Raw genomic sequence first — 18422 nt, 5'->3', positions numbered from 1 at the left:
AAGAGAAGGGCGGCGTCTCGCAGGAGGCGCCGCCCTTTTCAGTTGGTCCGGGGGAGGCCCCGTTCACCCCGCGCTTCCTCCAGGAGACGGGCCGGGGTCTTGGTCTTGGGCTCTAGAAGGTCTTGCGCACGCGGATCTGCCAGAAGGTGCGTGGATCGACGAAGCGTTCCTCCACGAAGGCCACGGGCCGGGTCTCGCGATTGGCGAAGACGATCCGCTCCTGGTCGAAGTCGTTCCAGATGTTGACCTGGGCCCGGATCGACAGGGTCGGGGTCGGTTTGTACTCGGCCCACATCTCGTAATAGTCGGTGCCGCGCCAGCCCGAGATCTGGTCCGGCTGGAAGTTCTTCTGGCCCAGCAGCGGAATCCAGGCGCCGCCCCACTGCAGCTTCCACGAGGTGATGTCCTGCTGGAAGGTGATGGTCGCCTGGGTCGGGCGCACGCCCGAGATGGCGCGGGTCTCGCCCGTCGTCGGGTCGGTGACCTCGGTCTTGTTCCAGGTGTTGCGGAAGCCGAACTTGCCGCCCGACAGACCCAGCTTGGTGGTGGGGATGGTCACATTCAGCGACAGCTGGTCCAGGGTGCCGTCGCCGATGTTGCCGACCGCCGCCAGTCCGCCTTCCAGCGGGATCAGGTCGATGGCGTCGGTGATCTCGTCGTGGCGCAGGCCCAGGCTGACGATGCCCTCGCCCCAGAAGCGCTTCTCGAACGTCAGCTCGCTGATCCAGCGCGATTCCGGCGACAGGTTCACATTGCCGCCGAAGACGCTTTCGTCGGCGAACTCGGCCGAGGCGGCGAAGTCGTCGAAGTCCAGCTGGCCCACGGTGCGCTCGAAGCGGGCGCGGACCTGGGTATTGGCCATGGGCGTCCAGGTGGCCAGGATGCGCGGCTTTGCGAAGAAGAAGCTCTTCTCCTGCGAGGCGTCGCCCGATTGGCTGATGGTCGAGGATTCCAGCCGCAGGCCGCTTTCCAGGGTCCATTTGGGATTGATGCGCCAGGTGCCCTTGCCGAACAGCTCGCCGCGCGTCTCCTCGACCTTGACCGAGGCCGAAGGCAGGGGAACGGCCACGCCGCCGACCGAATAGGCCTGCTCGGTCTCCAGCATGTTGTAGGCGACCTCGCCGCCGGCCTCGAAGTCCATGGCGGGCGACCGCTCGTAGCGGACCAGGCCGCGCAGGATGGTCTCGGAGCCGTTGCCGTTGGAGGCGAACAGCTGTTCCGGGCTGATCACGGCGCCGTCGCGGTTGCGCGAGGTGGAGACGTTGTCGAACTCCTCGAACTCGTGGATGAAGCGGGTTTCCAGCTTCAGCTTCTCGCTCAGCGGCCGCGTGTAGACCACGCCGAGCTCGCCGCTCTTGCCGTCGTTGTCATAGAGGCTTTCGCGCAGGACGTCGGGGGCCGTCTGGCGGTTGATGTTGTGCCAGTCGTTGATGCCGTAGCGGGCGGTCAGGTCGATCTTGCCGCCCATGAAGGGGCTGGAATAGTTGCCGCGGATCGAGTTCCCGCCGCCGTAGCCGTCGTTGTAATACTGCTCGTTGCGCAGGACGTTTCCGTTGGCGTCGCTGCGCACGACGTAGCCGGCGCCGTTGGAGTCGCTGGACGAGATGCCGTCGCCCAGGGTCACGCCCCAGGTGCGCTCGCCCTCGCGGGCGGTGAACTGATAGGAGCCGCCGAACAGGTCCTGGCCGCCTTCGAACAGGCTGGCGTTGGTCGTCAGGATGTGTTCGCGGCTGGAGGTGGTCTTCAGGATGACGTTGGCGACCACCGAATAGCCCTGCATCTCGATGCCGGGGGCGCCGCCGCGAACCAGTTCAATGCGCTCGACCTGGGCGGCGACCGTGCGGCTCAGCACATTGGAGCCGGTGTCGTTCTTGGAGGCCGGACGGGCGCCGTTGATCAGGATGTTGCCGACCGCGCCTTCAAAGCCGCGCGCGCCGTCGCCGTCGTTGACCGAGAAGCCCGGAATGCGATTGACCATGTCCAGCGCGGTGTTCGGACGGGCGTCCTTGAAGAAGTCGGGCGCGAAGATCAGGACGCCCTGGTCGCTGGCCTCGGCTGTCTGGGGGGCGCGCGTCGTCTCGGCCAGGGCCGGGGCTGCAGCAGCGAAAGTCAGCGCAGCGGTGGTGGCCAGCAGAATGGTCTTGGTCATGGCGTCGTCCTCTCCCTCAGTCGTGGGGAAGGTGTGACGGCAGCGAGGCTCAGCCTCCAGTTACAAGCCTGACAGGTGGATTAAATCGCGGACAGCATTACGGAATAGTCAGATTACAGCCTGACTGGATACTGTTACGCCAGACATCATGATCTCACGTATCCTCGCTGTTTCGGCGCTTGTGCTGGCTCTGTCGTTCGGCGCCAAGGCGCGGGCGCAGGACAGCGAGGCGCCCACGACAACGGTCGACGAGATCGTCGTCACGGCGCGCCGCACCGACGCCCCGATCTGGGAAGTGACGCGTGGCGACAGCACCCTGGTCCTGGTCGGCGCCATCGAGGGCGTGCCGCGCGACATGGTCTGGCGGACCGAGGCGCTGGAGGCCGCCGCTGAACGGTCGCAGCGCATTCTCTTTCCGCAGGAAGGCCGCGCCTCCTTCGCTGATCTTGGGCGCATCATCTGGCGGGCACGCACCATCGCCATGCTGCCGGGTCAGACCACGGTCGCGGACTACGTGTCCGCCGACTGGTTGGCTCGGCTGGAAGCGGTCAAGGCGGGCGACGACGGCTGGCGGAGGCAGGGGCTGATGTTCCTGGCCGATGACTTGTTGAAAGAACATGCAGGGCTACGCAGCGGCGGCGTGTCCGGCGCGGGCGCCGCGCGGGCTGTGGTGCGGCGCGCGGCTCGAAAGGCCAAGGTGCCTATCCGCTCCATCGGCGTGGTGCGCGGCGACGATCTGGTCGAGATGCTGATCACAGCGCCGCCGACGACCCACCTGTCCTGTCTTCAGGCATCGATCCGGGCGGCCGAGGACGGCGCCGGGGCGGCGATGGCCCGCGCGGAGGCCTGGCGGCGACGCCAGGTGGTCGAGGTGATGGCCATGCCGCTTGAACAGGCCCTGGCTCAATGCTGGCCGTGGGGTGATCCAGCGCTGTCGGTTCAGCTCAGGGATCAATGGAGCGCGGCGCTCGATGAGGCGCTGGAGCAGCCAGGCGTGACCCTGGCCGTCGTGCCGCTGCGGGTGCTGGCCGAGACCGACGGCGTGCTGGACCAGATGCAGGTCGCTCTGCTCGACGTTTCGGGACCGCCCTGGAAGGCAGGGCAGGCTCCGCCTCTCTAGACCGCCGTGCCGCCCACCGTCAGTCCGCCGATCTTGAGGCTGGGCTGGCCGATGCCGACGGGGACGCCCTGACCGGACTTGCCGCAGGTGCCGACGCCGGGGTCGAAGGCGAAGTCGTCGCCGATCATCTGGATGTGGGTCAGGGCGGTGGCCCCGTCGCCGATCAGGGTGGCGCCCCGCACCGGAGCGGTGATCTTGCCGTCCTCGATCAGATAGGCCTCTGTGCACTGGAAGACGAACTTGCCGTTGGTGATGTCCACCTGGCCGCCGCCGAAGTTGGCGGCGTAGAGGCCGCGCCTGGTGCTGGCGATCATGTCGGCTTTCGAATCCTTGCCGCCTTCCATGAAGGTGTTGGTCATGCGCGGCATGGGCATGTGGGCGAAGGACTGGCGCCGCCCGTTGCCGGTGGCGTTCGCGCCCAGCTGACGCGCTGACAGGCGGTCGTGCATCAGGCCGACCATGATGCCGTCCTCGATCAGGACCGTGCGCGAGGTGGGGGTGCCCTCGTCGTCGAACGACAGCGAGCCGCGACGCCCGGCGATGGAACCGTCGTCCACCACGGTCACGCCCGGCGCCGCCACGCGCTGACCCATCTTGCCGCTGAAGACCGATGAGCCCTTGCGGTGGAAGTCGCCCTCGAAGCCGTGGCCGACCGCCTCGTGCAGCAGGACGCCGGGCCAGCCTGCGCCCAGGACCACGTCCATCTCGCCCGCCGGGCAGTCGATGGCGTCCAGGTTGATCAGGGCCTGGCGCAGGGCCTCGTCGATCTGGCCCTGCCAGCGGTCCGGGGCGATCCAGGCCTCGAAGCCGGCACGGCCGCCGGCGCCGGACGAGGCGCTCTCGCGCTTGCCGTCGCGTTCGACCGTGACCGAGACGTTCAGTCGGACCAGGGGGCGCACGTCGCTGAGCAGGCGGCCGTCGGCGCGCAGGATCTCGACGGCGCGGCGCTCGCCGATGATGGAGGCGGACACCTGAACCACGCGCGGGTCGCGGGCGCGGGCCCAGGCGTCGATTTCCGACAGCAGTTCGATCTTGTCCGAGAAGCCGGGCGAGGCGAGGGGATCGACCTCGTCGTAGAGCTTTTGATTGGTGGCGCGCGGGGCCTCGGCGGCGTGACCGGAATAGCCGCGCTTGGCCAGGGCGGCGCTGTCGGCGGCGCGGCGTATGGCGGCGGCGGAAATCTCGTTGGCGTGGGCGTAGCCGGCGGTCTCGCCCGCCACGACACGGAGGCCGAAGCCTTCCACGGCGTCATAGGAGGCGCCCTTCAGCCGCCCGTCGTCGAAGACCAGGGATTCGCTCTCGGTCTTTTCCAGGAACAGTTCGCCGTCGTCGGCGCCGGCCAGGGCCGTCTGCAGGATGGACAGGGCCTCGTCGGGGGCCACGCCGGAAGCGTCGAGGATGGGGGAGGGGGAGGCGACGGTGCTCATGGACGCTAGATAGGGGCTGCGCGGCTCGGCGTCACGGGGGCAGCAAAAAACCCTCTCCCGATGGGAGAGGGCTTGAGCGCACGAGAGCGGAGCGATCGTTCCTGCGCGAAAGGGTGAGGGTTTCTGGCTTGGGTCGGCGGAGCCGCCGCGCCACGGCTCACGCCGACTGATGCGTCAGCCCCTCACCCTTTCGCCTGTTCCAATCGCTTCGCTCTTGGAGGCTCAATCCCTCTCCCATCGGGAGAGGGAAGGGCGGATGCTCAATCAGTCCTGACTGACATCGCCCGAGCCGCTGATGTCCTGACGCAGCTGGGCCGGGCGGCGGGTCAGGCGCACCGAGCCGCTGCCCGAGACATCGACCTCGGCCTTGCCGGTGGGACCGACCTCGGCGTCGCCGCTGCCGCTGACGCGCAAGCGGGCGTCGGTGACGAACAGTTCTTCCAGTTCGGCGCTGCCGGCCCCGGAGATGTCCAGCGTCACGGCCTCGGTCCTGCCCTGGGCCTGAACGTCGGAGCCGCCGGTCAGGGTCAGGTCCAGGGTCGGCTGGTCATAGCCGCGGATGTTCAGCTGGGTCTGGCCCGACAGGTCGAAAGCCTTCACCGAGGGGGCCTTGATGATGACCTTCAGCACGTCGGTCTCGCTCCAGCCGTGGATGCCGGTGCGGGTCCAGCGGATGTAGCTGCGGTCGCCGCGCGGGGCGTCGTCCATGGTCAGGCGGCCGTTGGCGAAGCGGACGCGGTCGACGACGGTCTTGGGGCCGATGATGGTGACGCCGGGCTCGTCGGCCTGCTGGTCGTAGGTGATGTCGGCGGGCAGGTTGATGGCCAGGCGCTGGTCGCCGGTCCAGGCGATGGTGCGCGTGGTGTCGGGCGAGACGGCGCCGCGTTCGATCTTGAAGCTGTCGTCGCCGGCGTTGTCGTCGGTGACCACCCAGGTCCAGTCGTGGCGAGCCAGGTCGCGGCCGCCGACAGCGAAGGCGCCGCCGATGCCGACGATGGCCAGGACCAGGCCGGCGCCGGAGATGATGAGCAGATTGCGGATCATGTCAGTTCCTCCCTCAGAACCGGATCAGGCTTGCGATTGGGGTTCGAGCGCGGGCTTGACCACGCGGTAGTGCAGGCGGGCGTACCAGACGGTGGCGTCGATCAGCCACTTGGTCAGCAGGGCCATCAGTCCGCCCATGAAGAGGCCCAGACCCATCAGGCCGACGCCCAGCAGGGCCGCCGCCGCCGCGCCGCCCGGCACGCCGAGGAAGGGTCCCGCCACCAGGACGAAGCCGCCGGCGACGAAGACCGCGACCCCGCCGATCAGGATGGACAGCACCGTGCCGAACACCGGCAGGGCGATGGGCAGCAGGATCAGGATGTCGATCGCGCCCAGACCCAGGATGCCGAAGATGGCCCCGGCGGCCGAGGAGGCGGTCTGTTCTTGTCCCCACCGCTTGGCGCTGGCTTCGGCCTTCAGTTCGCGGGCCAGACGATCGGGATCGCCCAGGGCCTCGGCGACCTGCGCCTCGGTGCGGCCGGCGGCGGCGCCGTCGGCGAAATGGCTTTCATAGTCGGCGACGATCTCGTTCGCCGTGATGGTCGGCAGACCGACCAGGCCGCGTTGCAGGCGGGCCAGGAATTCGGCGCGGTTCATTGTTCAGCTCCCCTTTGTGCGTCTGCGGATTGGTCAGTCAGGGCGGCCGGTTCCACCGGCGCGCCCGCCGCTATGGCGTCGGCGTGCGAGGTGGTGTTCGCCACCAGGGTCTCGACGGCCTGGGTGAAGGCCCGCCATTCGGCGGTCTGGCCTTCCAGGGCCGTGCGGCCCGCCGCCGTCAGGCGGTAATACTTGCGAGACGGGCCGCTGGGCGATTCGACCAGATAGGTCTCGACCAGTCCGTCGCTCTGCATGCGACGCATCAGCGGATAGATGGTGCCTTCCCCCATGCCGATGGCGTCGGACAGGCGGCTGGCGATTTCATAGGCGTAGCTGTCGTCGCGGGCCAGCAGGGCCAGCACGCACAATCCCAGCACGCCTTTCTTCAGTTGGATGTCGATGGAGTCGGGCATGGCGTTCCCTTCGGTGATGGCCGATGGGTATCGCAAGGTATCGTGTGCTGCAAGGTAGCTGTCGCTACATGACAGCGAATTAATCCGCCGAACTTTTGCCTCAACCCGCCACTTGAGCGTCTTGATCGCTTGGCAAGCGCTACCCGAGCCGATAAGGACCGGCCTGAAACGCCGAGGTCCGCAAGGGCCCGGGGGTGTTTGCGAATTGCTCGCAAGTATCGGCTGCGAAACGGTTTATGAGGAATCGAATGGGGATGGGCACGCGAGCCATGGCGCGGATCGGAGGCGGTGTCGCCGCCACCGCTCTTGCCGCCTTCGTCGCCGCGCCGGCGTGGGCGCAGGATCTGCTGGGTCAACCGACTCCGGGCGGCATCGGCCTGCAGCCGGCCGCTGCGCCGCTGAAGCACGAAGCGATCTTCTTCCACGACGTGGTGCTGATGCCGGTCATCACGATCATCACCCTGCTGGTGCTGGGCCTGCTGATCTGGATCGCCGTCCGCTACAACAAGAAGGCCAACCCGGTTCCGGCCAAGTGGAGCCACAACACGGTCATCGAGGTCATCTGGACCGTGGTGCCGGTGCTGATCCTGGTCGGCATCTCCCTGTTCTCGTTCCGTCTGCTGTTCGCCTATCACGACACGCCGGAAGTCGATCTGACGGTCAAGGTTACGGGCAACCAGTGGAACTGGGCCTATGAATATCCCGATCAGGGCGTGGCCGAGTACATCTCGAACATGACGCCCGAGGACAAGGCTCCGGCCCACCTCTACCGTCTGGCCGCCGACGAGCCGATGGTGGTTCCGGTCGGCAAGACCGTCGAACTGCTGATCACGGCCTCCGACGTGATCCACGCCGTCGCCCTGCCGGCCTTCGGTCTGAAGGTCGATGCCGTTCCGGGCCGTATCAACCACACTTGGTTCAAGGCCGAGAAGACCGGCATCTACTATGGTCAGTGCTCCGAGCTGTGCGGCGTCGATCACGCCTTCATGCCGATCCAGATCAATGTCGTCACCGAGGCTGAATTCGCCGCCTGGGTCGCCTCCAAGGGCGGTTCCATGACGAAGAAGGCTGACGAAGCCGCCGCTGCTGCAGCCGCTGCCGCCACCGCCGCTGCTCCGGCCGCCGTGGTTGACGACGCTGCTGCTTCGGCCGCTGCCGCCGCCGCTCCGGCCCCGACCGCCGCCGCTCCCGCGGCCCCCGCAGCCGCTGCCGCGCCCGCCGCGCCGGCCGCCCAGTAACAAGACGCGAGAGCCCAACGATCATGGCCACCGCTGCCGCAACACACGACGATCATCACGATCACAAGCCGGGTTTCTTCACCCGCTGGTTCCTGTCGACGAACCACAAAGACATCGGGATGCTGTACCTGCTGTTCGCCATCTTCACCGGTCTGGTGGGCGGCGCGCTGTCGGGTCTGATCCGCTGGGAACTGGCCGAGCCGGGCATCCAGCTGTTCAAGGAAGGCACGATCATCCAGCAACTGGGGATCGTTGAGGCCTCCAAGCACGGCTACAATGTCACGGTCACGGCACACGCCCTGATCATGGTCTTCTTCGTCGTCATGCCGGCGACGATGGGCGGCTTCGCCAACTACTTCACGCCGATCATGATCGGCGCGCCGGACATGGCCTTCCCACGCCTGAACAACATTTCGTTCTGGCTGTTGTTCGCCGCCTTCGTCCTGCTGGTCATCTCGATGTTCGTCGACGGCGGCCCGGGCAAGGGCTTCGGCGGTGGCTGGACGGCCTATCCGCCGCTCTCCACCATGGGCCACACGGGGCCGTCCTTCGACCTGGCGATCTTCTCGCTGCACGTCGCCGGCGCCTCGTCGATCCTGGGTGCGATCAACTTTATCACCACCATCTTCAACATGCGCGCGCCGGGCATGACCCTGCACCGCATGCCGCTGTTCGCCTGGGGCGTGCTGATCACGGCCTTCCTGCTGCTGCTGTCGCTGCCGGTTCTGGCAGGCGCCATCACCATGCTGCTGACGGACCGTAACTTCGGCACCTCCTTCTTCGATCCGGCCGGCGGCGGCGACCCGGTGATGTACCAGCACCTGTTCTGGTTCTTCGGTCACCCCGAAGTCTACATCATGATCCTGCCGGGCTTCGGCATCATCTCGCACATCGTCTCGACCTTCTCGAAGAAGCCGATCTTCGGCTATCTCGCCATGGCCTACGCCATGGTCGCCATCGGCTTCATCGGCTTCATCGTGTGGGCGCACCACATGTACACCGTGGGCATGAGCATCAACCTGCGCGCCTACTTCGTGGCCGCGACGATGATCATCGCCGTGCCGACGGGCGTGAAGATCTTCAGCTGGATCGCCACCATGTGGGGCGGCTCCATCACCTTCAAGACGCCCATGCTGTGGGCGATGGGCTTCATCTTCCTGTTCACCCTCGGCGGCGTGACGGGCGTGGTCCTGTCGAACGCCGGCATCGACTACAGCCTGCACGACACCTACTATGTCGTGGCCCACTTCCACTACGTGCTGTCGCTGGGCGCCGTCTTCTCGATCTTCGCTGGCTTCTACTACTGGTTCGAGAAGATGTTCGGCGTGAAGTACAACGAGTTCCTCGGCGCGACCCACTTCTGGATCATGTTCGTCGGCGTAAACCTGGTCTTCTTCCCGCAGCACTTCCTGGGTCTGCAGGGCATGCCGCGTCGTTACATCGACTATCCGGAAGCCTTCACCTACTGGAACCACATCTCGTCGGTCGGTTATCTGATCACCATCGTCGGCGTCGCCGTCTTCCTGGTCATGCTGGCCGAAGCCGCGATCCGTCGTCGTAAGGGCGAGGCCAATCCGTGGGGCGAAGGCGCCACCACCCTGGAGTGGACCCTCTCGTCGCCCCCGCCGCACCACCAGTTCAACGAACTGCCGGTGGTCAAGGCGGACAACCACTGATCCGACCCGGATAACCCTTGAGAGGCCGCCCTTTCGCAACCGGAAGGGCGGCCTTCGGCTTTTTATGACCATGACCGACCGCCAAGCTCCCCTTGTGACCACCGCCCAGCCGGAAGACTTCTTCCAGCTGTTGAAGCCGCGCGTCATGTCGCTGGTGGTCTTCACCGCCGTGACGGGTCTGGTGGTGGCGCCGGGCCATCCCAACCTGCTGCTGGCCGCCATCGCGGTGCTGTGCATCGCCGTGGGAGCAGGGGCCGCGGGCGCGCTGAACATGGCGCTGGAAGGCGAGACCGACGCCCTGATGCGCCGCACGCGCGGGCGCCCGGTCGCTGCGGGCCGCGTCCGCAAGAATGACGCCATGGCCTTCGGCGTCATCCTGTCGATCTTCTCGGTCATGCTGCTGGGCATGACGACCAACTGGCTGGCGGGCGGCCTTCTGGCCCTGACCATCGTCTACTACGCCGGCTTCTACACCCTGCTGCTGAAGCGCCGGACGCCCCAGAACATCGTCATCGGCGGCGCCGCGGGCGCCTTCCCGCCGGTCATCGGCTGGGCGGCGGTGACGGGCGATGCGCCCTGGCAGGCCTGGCTGCTGTTCGCCATCATCTTCCTGTGGACGCCGCCGCACTCCTGGGCTCTGGCCCTCTATTCGGCCGGCGACTACGCCAAGGCGGGCATCCCGATGATGCCGGTGGCGCGCGGCGCCAGGTCGACCCGTCTGCAGATCCTGATCTACAGCCTGATCTTCGTGCCGGTGGCCATCGCCCCGGCCTTCCTGGGCCTCGGCGGCGTCGTCTATCTGGCGGTGTCTGTGGCCGGCGGCCTGTTCTTCCTGGCCCTGGCGATCCGCCTGTGGCGCTCGCGCGCAGGCGACCAGCCGGACAAGGCCGAGGCGGTGGGGCGAGAGGCCGCATTGTATGACGTCCGGGCCGAGGCCAAACCCGCCCGTAACCTGTTCGCCTTCTCCATCCTGTATCTGATGGCGCTGTTCTCGGCCTTGCTGGTTGAGCAGTTGCCGGGCCTGGGAGCCTGACCGCGTGACCCGTCCTGACTTCATCAAGCTGACCGACGAACAAGTGAAGGCGCGCAAGCGCCGCAACCTGGCCATCGCCCTGGGCCTGGTCGGCTTCATCGTCCTGGTCTTCATCGTCACCGTGACCAATCTTCAGCGCAACACCGAGGCCCGCAAGGCGGCCGAAGCGGCGGCCCTCGCCACGCTGGAACGCGCCGACCCGGCGCTGCCGGCGCCGGTCGCCCCCGCACCGGAGGCCCCGGTCGCGGAGCCGACGCCGTGAAAGACCGCAAGAACCTCGTCGCCCTGATCTGCGCGGCCGTGGTCATGGGCATGACCGGCGCGGCCTTCGCCGCTGTGCCGCTTTATCGTCTCTTCTGTCAGGTGACGGGCTTTGACGGTACAGTGAAGAAGGCTGAGGCGGCGCCGACCCAGATCCTGGACCAGAGCGTCCTGATCCGCTTCGACACCAACGTCCGCAACCTGCCGATGGAATTCAAGGCCGAGCAGGTCAGCCAGCGGGTGCGAATCGGCGAGACGGGCATGGCCTATTTCAAGGTGACCAACACCTCGGATCAGCCCATCCACGCCACGGCGGCCTATAACGTCGTGCCGGAACGCGCCGGACCCTATTTCCAGAAGCTGCAGTGCTTCTGCTTCGAGGGGCAGGAAATCGGGCCGGGCGAAACCAAGGAATTCCCCGTCCAGTACTTCGTCGCGCCCGAGATCGCGACGGACGCCGAGTCCCAGGGCGTGCGCGAAATCACGCTCAGCTACACCTTCTTCCCCACCAAAGGGTTCCAGCAGGCCGCTTCCGGTCAATCCGCTACTGGCAAAGCCGGATAGCGGAGGCTATAGCCCCTGTAAGAACGATCTCTCGCCTTAATTCAGAGACCCTGGAATGGCCGACGCGCACGCGAAACCGCATCACGACTACCACCTGGTGGACCCGAGCCCCTGGCCGCTGATCTCGTCCATGGCCTGCGTGGTCATGTTCGTCGGCGCGGTCATGTGGATGAAGGGCCTGTTCGGCCTGCCGGAAGGCACCAAGTGGCTGTTCTTCGCCGGTCTGGCCGGCGTCCTGTTCGCCATGTTCGGCTGGTGGTCGGATGTGATCAAGGAATCCAAGAAGGGCGACCATACCCCGGTCGTCTCGATCGGCCTGCGCTATGGCATGGTGCTGTTCATCGCCTCGGAGGTGATGTTCTTCGTCGCCTTCTTCTGGATGTTCTTCGACATGGCGCTCTTCACTGAATCGCGCGCCATCATCCCGGAAGTCGGCAACTGGATGGATACGGGCAAGGCCTGGTCGACCTGGCCGCCCAAGGGCGTCGAGCTGCTGGACCCCTGGGGCCTGCCGCTGCTGAACACGGTCATCCTGCTGCTGTCGGGCACGACCGTCACCTGGGCGCACCATGCGCTGCAGGTCGGCGACCGCAAGGCCGCCAAGCTGGGTCTGCTGATCACCGTCCTGCTGGGCGTACTGTTCACTGGCGTTCAGGCCTATGAGTATCACCACATTCTGCACGAGGGCTTCTTCTTCAACGAAGCCGCCGCCAACTCGAAGCTCTATGGTTCGATCTTCTTCCTGACGACGGGCTTCCACGGCTTCCACGTCCTGATCGGCACCATCTTCCTGGCCGTCTGCCTGCTGCGTCTGCAAGCCGGCCAGATGACCCCGCAGAAGCACTTCGGTTTCGAGGCCGCCGCCTGGTACTGGCACTTCGTGGACGTGGTTTGGCTGTTCCTGTTCGCCTTCGTCTACGTCACCTTCGGGTGAAGACGGGCGAGCCAGCCTCTGCACTTCAAACGGCGCGGGACGAACAGTCCCGCGCCGATTTGCTTGGAGGGCAGGCCGTTCTCGCCGGTGTGCGGGGGCGTTGCCCGAACTGCGGGCAGGGCCCCCTGTTTCAGGGCTTCCTGAAGGTCCGCCCGACCTGTGCGTCCTGCGGCTATGACCTGGCCTCGGTCGAGACCGGCGACGGCGCCGCCACCTTCATCATGCAGATCGCCGGCTTCCTGGTCGGGTTCTCGGCCCTGGCGGTCGAGATCGCCTGGCATCCCCCCATCTGGCTGCATCTGATCGTCTGGCTGCCGCTGGTCGCCGCCCTGGCGCTCGGCCTGATGCGCCCCGGCAAGGGGCTGATGACCGCCCTGCAGATGCTGAGAACCCGAGACCCGAAATGACAGTCACCGCCCGTCCTCGCTTTCCGGTCGTCCTGACTGTCCTCACTGTCCTGCTGCTGGGCGTCCTGCTCGCGCTCGGCGTGTGGCAGGTGCAGCGGATGCAGTGGAAGGAGGGGCTGATCGCCGGGGCCGAGGCCGCCGCCGACCAGCCGCCCCTGCCGCTGACCGAGGCGCTCAGGCTCGACAACCCCGAGTTTCGCCGCGTCATCCTGACCTGCCGCGGCCTCTCGGCGGCGCCCTATGTCGAGCTGCAGTCCATCGAGAACAGTGACGCCGGCGTGCGTCTGATCTCGGCCTGTGCGGTCGAGGGCGGCCCGGCCCTGCTGGTCGATCGCGGCTTCGTCGCGGCTGAGGTGTCGGCCCGCCCGCCGGTCGACCGCGCCGACACCATGCCCGTCGTCATCACCGGCGTCCTGCGCCGTTCGCCGGCGCCCAGCGCCCTGACCCCGCCGCCGGCCGAGGGCCGTTTCTACGGCCGCGACGCCGAGGCCATGGCCCGGGCCCTGAAGATCGAGGGACCGGTCTCGCCCTTCACCGTTTTCGCCACGACCTCGACCAATCCCGACTGGACCGCGCTGAGCCCTTCGGCCCCGCCCGCCGCCTTCTCGAACAATCACCTCGGCTATGCCCTGACCTGGTTCGGTCTCGCCGCCGCCCTGATCGCCTTCTATGCGGTGCTGCTGCGCCGCCGCATGACCCGCAAGGACACAGAATCCTGACTGCTCGCCTTCACACCCTGTCCAACGGCGTCCGCGTCGTCTGCGACCCCATGCCCGGTCTGCGGACCTTCGCCTTGACGGTCGCCGTGCGCGGCGGGGCGCGCATGGAGGACGAGGCCCGCTCCGGTTGGTCGCACCTGCTGGAGCATCTGGTGTTCAAGGGCGCCGGCGACATGGGCGCCCGTGACATCGTTGAACGGATCGAGGCCGAAGGCGGCTCGATCAACGCCGCCACCGGCTATGAGCGAACCAGCTTCGAGATCCGCGCCCTGCACGGCTCCCTGCCCCTGGCCATGCAGATCGTCTCCGACCTGGTCTTCCGCCCCACGCTCGACCCGGCTGAGATCGTCCGCGAGAAGGACGTCGTGGCGCAGGAGATCGCCGAGGCCTTCGACACGCCCGACGACCACGTCTTCGAAATGGCCCAGACGCGGGCCTATGCCGGCCAGGCCCTGGGCCGGCCCATCCTGGGCTCCATCGCCAGTCTGGAACCCGCCGACCGCGCCGCCGTGGCCGACTGGCGCGCCCGTCTCTATTCGCCCGACCGCATGGTCGTCGCCGTGTCGGGCGCGGTGGATGAGCACGAACTCCTGGCCCTGGCCGAGCGCTGGTTCGGCCTGGAGGCGGCGACGCCGCTGGACGCCCTGACCCCCGCCGTCTTCATCGGCGGCGAGGCCAGGCTGACGCGCAAGATCGAGCAGGCCAACCTGGTCTTCCAGTTGCCGACCATGGGGGCGCTGGACCCGCGTCTGCCGGCCCTGCGTCTGTTCACCGAAATCCTGGGCGGGGGGATGGCCTCGCGCCTGTTCCAGAGCGCCCGCGAGGACCGGGGTCTGGCCTACGCCATCGACGCCTATCAGGAGGCCTATGAGGACGCGGGGCTGCTGGGCATCTACGCCGGCGCCGCCGCAGACCGTGCGGTGGAACTGGCCCAGGTCAGCGCCGCCGAACTGCTGGACCTGGCCGAGAAGGGGCCGACCGACGCCGAGCTGTCGCGCGCCAAGGCCGTGCTGAACGCCACCCTGTGGATGGCCGACGAAAGCCCCGCCAGCCGCGCGGGGCGCAACGCCGCCCAGACCCTGATCTTCGGCGCGCCGGTCTCGTCGGACGACAGCGCCGCCCGCATCTTGGCCCAGACCGGCGACGACCTTCGGGCCGTCGGTCGCGCCATGATCGAGGCCGGGCGGTCGGCGACGGCGGTGCTGGGGCCCAAGGCCGCGGGGCCTGCGGGCGCGGCCTTCACCGCTCGTCTCGCGGCCCGCTAAGTCGTGGCTGGCGTCGGCGGCGCTTCTCGCTAATCTGCCGTCATGGCCCTGTTCGACTGGATGGCCGAGGCGACCGGACCCGTCCTGCACGGACAGGGGGTTCTGCTGCGCCCGCCGCGGCCTTCCGACTATGCCGAATGGGCTGAACTGCGCGGCGGTTCGCGCGACTATCTGCAGCCATGGGAGCCGGCCTGGGCCGAGGATGACCTGACCAAGGCGGCCTTTCGTCGTCGATTGGGCGTCTATGCCCGCGAGATGGAACTGGGCACGGCCTGGCCCCTGTTCGTCTTCGATCCTGACGAAGAGCGGCTGATGGGGGCCATCACCCTGTCCAACATCCGGCGCGGCGTCGCCGAAACCGGCACCCTGGGCTACTGGATCGGTCAGCCCCATGCCGGGCAGGGCGTCGGCACGGCGGCGGTCAAGGCCATGCAGGACTTCGCCTTTGGCGCGCTGAAGCTGCACCGGGTCGAGGCGGCTTGCGTGCCGACCAACCACGCCTCGCGCCGGGTGCTCGAAAAGTCGGGCTTCCGACACGAGGGGCTGGCGAAAGCTTATTTGAAAATTAACGGCGTATGGGCAGATCATCTGCTGTTCGGCGTCATTCAGGACGAGTTCGTCCCTGACCCGGCTGCGTTCAGTTCTTACACCCGGGATTCGCTTTGAATACACGATCCAGAGCGCTGGCCTGGGACCCGACGACGGCGATTGAGGCGCTGGCCGCCGCCGACGCCGCGCTGTGGATCTGGACCCCCGCCGACGACCAGATTCGTTTCACCGGAGCGACGCGTTCGCTGGGCCTCGGCCCGCTGGCGCCGGAGTGTTCCGGCGCCGCCTTCGCCGCGCTTGCCATGCCTCAGGACCGCGCCCTGGCCGACCGCCTGCTCAAGCCCCAGGCCGAGGGCACCGAGATCGCCGTGCGTCTGCGCATGCGCGGCTGCGAGACCTGCCTGTGGCGCGGCGTCTGGCTGGAGGACGGCCTGCGCGCGGCGGGCGTCGTGGCGCTGGAGACCAAGTTCGCGGGCGCTGACCGGGATGCGCTGACCGGTCTTCTCGATCGTCGCACCTTCCTGGTCCGCGTAGCCGAGACCCTGGCACAGCCGGGCGACTATGAACTGGTGGTGGCCGACGTGGATCGCCTGCGCCGCCTGAATGAGGCCCTGGGCCATGAACGCGCCGATCTGGTGCTGTCGGCCCTGGGCTCGCGGCTGGCCGGGGCCTTCGCTCAGGACTGCTCGCCCGCCCGCATCGGCGAGGACGAGTTCGCGGTCCTGGCCCCGCGCAGCGCCACCAGCGCCAGCGAGCGCATGCGCGAGGCGCTGGAACAGCCCCTGCGCGTCGCCGGCTTCGACATCTATCCGACCGTCTCCATCGGCGCCGTGGCGGCCGAGGGCGGGCCGGACGCGCCTGACCCTGCCGAGCTGCTGCGCCGGGTCGAGCTGGCGGTGGAGCAGGCCAAGACCGCCGGGCGCGGCGGCGCCGCCGCCTATGGCCGAGCGCTGGAATCCGACAGCCTGTCGCGGCTGGCGCTGGAATCGGATCTGCGCAACGCCTTCGTGCGCGGCGAGATCGAGCCCTTCTACCAACCCATCGTCAATCTGAAGACCGGGGCGGTCGCGGGCTTCGAGGCCCTGGTGCGCTGGCGTCATCCGCAGCGCGGTCTGGTGCCGCCGGATGAGTTTCTGGCCCTGGCCGACGAAATGGGCCTGATGAACGAGCTGGGCCTGCTGATGATGACCCAGGCGGCGCGACAGCTGGCCGAGTGGCTGCATCGACACCCCGGCGCGGGCAAGCTGTTCTGCAGCGTCAACCTGTCGGTCGGCGAGATCGAGCGCGACCATCTGGTCGAGGACGTGGCCCGCATCATTCAGGAGACCGGCCTGCCGCGCGGCGCGCTGAAGCTGGAGGTCACCGAAGGCGACATCATGCGCGACACCGCCCATGCCGCCGAGGTCCTGACCCAACTTCGCGAGGCGGGGGCCAGCCTGGCCCTGGACGACTTCGGCACCGGCTTCTCGTCCCTGTCCTATCTGGCGCGCCTGCCCTTCGACACCCTGAAGATCGACCGCTACTTCGTTCTGACCATGAACAAGGACGAGGGCTCGGCCAAGATCGTCAAGTCGGTCGTCAACCTGGGCCGCGACCTGTCGCTGGAAGTCGTGGCCGAGGGCGTCGAGAACGCCGAACTGGCGGGCCTGCTGCTGGACGCCAGCTGTCACTACGGCCAGGGCTTCGGCTACGCCCCTGCGCTTCCGGCTCAGGAGGCCGAGGTCTATCTGAACGAGTCCCTGGCCGACGGCACCGCCCCGATCAAGGCGCGCTCGGCGTAACCTTCAACCTTCCCTCTCCCGGCGGGAGAGGGAAGATCAGGCTCGCCCGCTCTGGGCCGAGAGGCGGGCGGCGTCGACGCCGAGGCCGGCCAGGGCCCGGCTCCACTTGGTCTGATAGTCAGAGTCGAAGATTAGTTCGGCGTCGGCGTCGGCGGTCAGCCAGACGTTCTCGCTGAGCTCTTCCTCCAACTGTCCCTCGCCCCAGCCGGCGTAGCCCAGCAGCAGGATCGACTGGCGCGGCCCGTCTTCAGGGTCGCCCATGGCGGCCAGGGCGTCGCGGGTGCCGGTCACGGCCAGGCCGTCGCCGAAGGTCAGGCTCACATCGTCGTTGGTCCAGTCGTCGGTGTGCAGGACGAAGCCGCGTTCGCGCTCGACCGGCCCGCCGATCAGCACCGACCGGTCCGACATGGCGTCGGAGACAGGCGTATCCAGCTTCGTCAGCACTTCGGACAGGGTGACGCCGGGCGCCGGTTGATCCAGTCGCAGGCCCATGGCGTGCTCGTCGTCGTGGGCGCAGATCAGGATGACAGCGTGGCGGAAACGGTCGTCGTCTATGCCCGGCATGGCCACCAGAAGACGCCCGGTCAGGGAGGAGAAGGCGGTCATGTTCCTATCATCGGGGGGCGGTGCCCCCGATGCAAGATGCGGCATATCGGGAGAAGACGAAGCCGCCTTGGCGATTGCCGTCGCGCTCTCTATCTGAGGGGTTGAACGCCGCCCGGATGTCCCGGGCCTTCAGCCCTCGGAGACACCCATGACCATCCAGATCGGCGACCGCATCCCCGACGCGACCCTGACCACCATGACCGCCGACGGCCCCAAGCCGGTCACCACGGCTGAACTGTTCGGCGGCAAGACGGTGGCCCTGTTCGCCGTGCCCGGCGCCTTCACCCCGACCTGCTCGGCGCGCCACCTGCCGGGCTATGTCGACAACCGCGCCGACCTGGCCGCCAAGGGCGTCGACACCGTCGCCTGCCTGTCGGTCAACGACGCCTTCGTCATGGGCGCCTGGGCCCAGGCCAACGACCTGAACGGCACGGACGACATCGTCATGCTGGCCGACGGCAACGGCGACTTCACCCGCAACGTCGGCCTGGCGCTGGACGCCAAGGGCTTCGGCATGGGCGAGCGCTCGCAGCGTTACTCCATGCTGGTCAAGGACGGCGTCGTCGATCAACTGAACATCGAACAGGGCGGGGAGTTCAAGGTCTCCTCGGCCGAGCACCTGCTGGCCCAACTGTAATC

Annotated in this window: 19 protein-coding genes; 13 read left to right on the top strand and 6 right to left on the bottom strand. The window is 67.7% G+C overall.

What is annotated here, in order from left to right; genetic code table 11:
• Window positions 1–112 precede the first annotated feature (112 nt).
• The gene (locus tag RTY13_RS08930) at window positions 113–2149 is read right to left on the bottom strand and encodes a TonB-dependent receptor domain-containing protein (RefSeq protein ID WP_312782781.1); all 2037 of its coding nucleotides are present in this window, start codon (window positions 2147–2149) and stop codon (window positions 113–115) included.
• Window positions 2150–2297: 148 nt separating this feature from the next.
• Here RTY13_RS08930 and RTY13_RS08925 point away from each other — a divergent pair, with 148 nt between their 5' ends.
• On the top strand, window positions 2298–3269 hold the full coding sequence (locus RTY13_RS08925) for a TraB/GumN family protein (protein ID WP_312782779.1): 972 nt from the start codon (window positions 2298–2300) through the stop codon (window positions 3267–3269).
• Here the strand turns inward: RTY13_RS08925 and tldD are convergent.
• The 4 genes from tldD to RTY13_RS08905 form a co-directional block, all read right to left on the bottom strand.
• On the bottom strand, window positions 3266–4696 hold the full coding sequence (gene tldD / locus RTY13_RS08920) for a metalloprotease TldD (RefSeq protein WP_312782778.1): 1431 nt from the start codon (window positions 4694–4696) through the stop codon (window positions 3266–3268). The genes RTY13_RS08925 and tldD overlap by 4 nt on opposite strands.
• A gap of 264 nt (window positions 4697–4960) precedes the next feature.
• Complete coding sequence (locus RTY13_RS08915; RefSeq protein ID WP_312782777.1) at window positions 4961–5740, bottom strand: GIN domain-containing protein; 780 nt, start codon at window positions 5738–5740, stop codon at window positions 4961–4963.
• A 24-nt stretch (window positions 5741–5764) separates the two neighbouring features.
• Window positions 5765–6337 carry an HAAS signaling domain-containing protein gene (locus RTY13_RS08910; protein ID WP_312782776.1) on the bottom strand — a complete coding sequence of 191 codons (573 nt, stop codon included), beginning with the start codon at window positions 6335–6337 and terminating at the stop codon, window positions 5765–5767.
• Entirely contained in the window at window positions 6334–6750 is a 417-nt protein-coding gene (locus RTY13_RS08905; RefSeq protein ID WP_312782774.1) for a PadR family transcriptional regulator, read from the bottom strand. The genes RTY13_RS08910 and RTY13_RS08905 overlap by 4 nt, the downstream gene beginning before the upstream one ends.
• A 248-nt stretch (window positions 6751–6998) precedes the next feature.
• On the opposite strand from RTY13_RS08905, the gene coxB reads away from it, so the two are divergent.
• The 11 genes from coxB to RTY13_RS08850 all read left to right on the top strand — a co-directional run bounded on the left by coxB (window position 6999) and on the right by RTY13_RS08850 (window position 17177).
• On the top strand, window positions 6999–7988 hold the full coding sequence (gene coxB / locus RTY13_RS08900; RefSeq protein ID WP_409450299.1) for a cytochrome c oxidase subunit II: 990 nt from the start codon (window positions 6999–7001) through the stop codon (window positions 7986–7988).
• A gap of 23 nt (window positions 7989–8011) precedes the next feature.
• Entirely contained in the window at window positions 8012–9664 is a 1653-nt protein-coding gene (ctaD, locus tag RTY13_RS08895) for a cytochrome c oxidase subunit I (protein WP_312782771.1), read from the top strand.
• Window positions 9665–9728: 64 nt separating this feature from the next.
• Window positions 9729–10697, top strand: coding sequence for a heme o synthase (locus RTY13_RS08890; RefSeq protein ID WP_312782770.1), 969 nt, complete (start codon window positions 9729–9731; stop codon window positions 10695–10697).
• 4 nt (window positions 10698–10701) lie between these two features.
• Window positions 10702–10959 carry a hypothetical protein gene (locus tag RTY13_RS08885; RefSeq protein WP_312782768.1) on the top strand — a complete coding sequence of 86 codons (258 nt, stop codon included), beginning with the start codon at window positions 10702–10704 and terminating at the stop codon, window positions 10957–10959.
• On the top strand, window positions 10956–11522 hold the full coding sequence (locus RTY13_RS08880) for a cytochrome c oxidase assembly protein (protein ID WP_312782767.1): 567 nt from the start codon (window positions 10956–10958) through the stop codon (window positions 11520–11522). The genes RTY13_RS08885 and RTY13_RS08880 overlap by 4 nt, the downstream gene beginning before the upstream one ends.
• Before the next feature lie 55 nt (window positions 11523–11577).
• Window positions 11578–12456, top strand: a complete 879-nt coding sequence (locus RTY13_RS08875; protein ID WP_312782766.1) for a cytochrome c oxidase subunit 3 — start codon at window positions 11578–11580, stop codon at window positions 12454–12456.
• Window positions 12457–12545: 89 nt separating this feature from the next.
• Window positions 12546–12863 carry a DUF983 domain-containing protein gene (locus RTY13_RS08870; RefSeq protein WP_312782764.1) on the top strand — a complete coding sequence of 106 codons (318 nt, stop codon included), beginning with the start codon at window positions 12546–12548 and terminating at the stop codon, window positions 12861–12863.
• Window positions 12860–13582 carry an SURF1 family protein gene (locus RTY13_RS08865; RefSeq protein ID WP_312782762.1) on the top strand — a complete coding sequence of 241 codons (723 nt, stop codon included), beginning with the start codon at window positions 12860–12862 and terminating at the stop codon, window positions 13580–13582. The genes RTY13_RS08870 and RTY13_RS08865 overlap by 4 nt, the downstream gene beginning before the upstream one ends.
• Window positions 13583–13632: 50 nt before the next feature.
• Window positions 13633–14847: a pitrilysin family protein gene (locus tag RTY13_RS08860; RefSeq protein ID WP_312782760.1), complete on the top strand. Its 1215-nt coding sequence runs from the start codon at window positions 13633–13635 to the stop codon at window positions 14845–14847.
• A gap of 42 nt (window positions 14848–14889) precedes the next feature.
• On the top strand, window positions 14890–15513 hold the full coding sequence (locus RTY13_RS08855; RefSeq protein WP_312782758.1) for a GNAT family protein: 624 nt from the start codon (window positions 14890–14892) through the stop codon (window positions 15511–15513).
• Window positions 15510–17177: a bifunctional diguanylate cyclase/phosphodiesterase gene (locus tag RTY13_RS08850; RefSeq protein WP_312782756.1), complete on the top strand. Its 1668-nt coding sequence runs from the start codon at window positions 15510–15512 to the stop codon at window positions 17175–17177. Before RTY13_RS08855 ends, RTY13_RS08850 begins: the two co-directional genes overlap by 4 nt.
• A gap of 36 nt (window positions 17178–17213) precedes the next feature.
• On the opposite strand, the gene RTY13_RS08845 is transcribed toward RTY13_RS08850, so the two are convergent.
• Window positions 17214–17783 carry a YqgE/AlgH family protein gene (locus RTY13_RS08845; protein WP_312782754.1) on the bottom strand — a complete coding sequence of 190 codons (570 nt, stop codon included), beginning with the start codon at window positions 17781–17783 and terminating at the stop codon, window positions 17214–17216.
• Between the two features lie 148 nt (window positions 17784–17931).
• On the opposite strand from RTY13_RS08845, the gene RTY13_RS08840 reads away from it, so the two are divergent.
• Complete coding sequence (locus RTY13_RS08840; protein ID WP_312782752.1) at window positions 17932–18420, top strand: peroxiredoxin; 489 nt, start codon at window positions 17932–17934, stop codon at window positions 18418–18420.
• Window positions 18421–18422 lie beyond the last annotated feature (2 nt).

Source organism: Brevundimonas sp., from assembly GCF_032055285.1.
Lineage (GTDB): Bacteria > Pseudomonadota > Alphaproteobacteria > Caulobacterales > Caulobacteraceae > Brevundimonas.
Note: the sequence above shows the minus strand (reverse complement) of the source record. Positions and strands in the feature narration are given on the sequence as shown.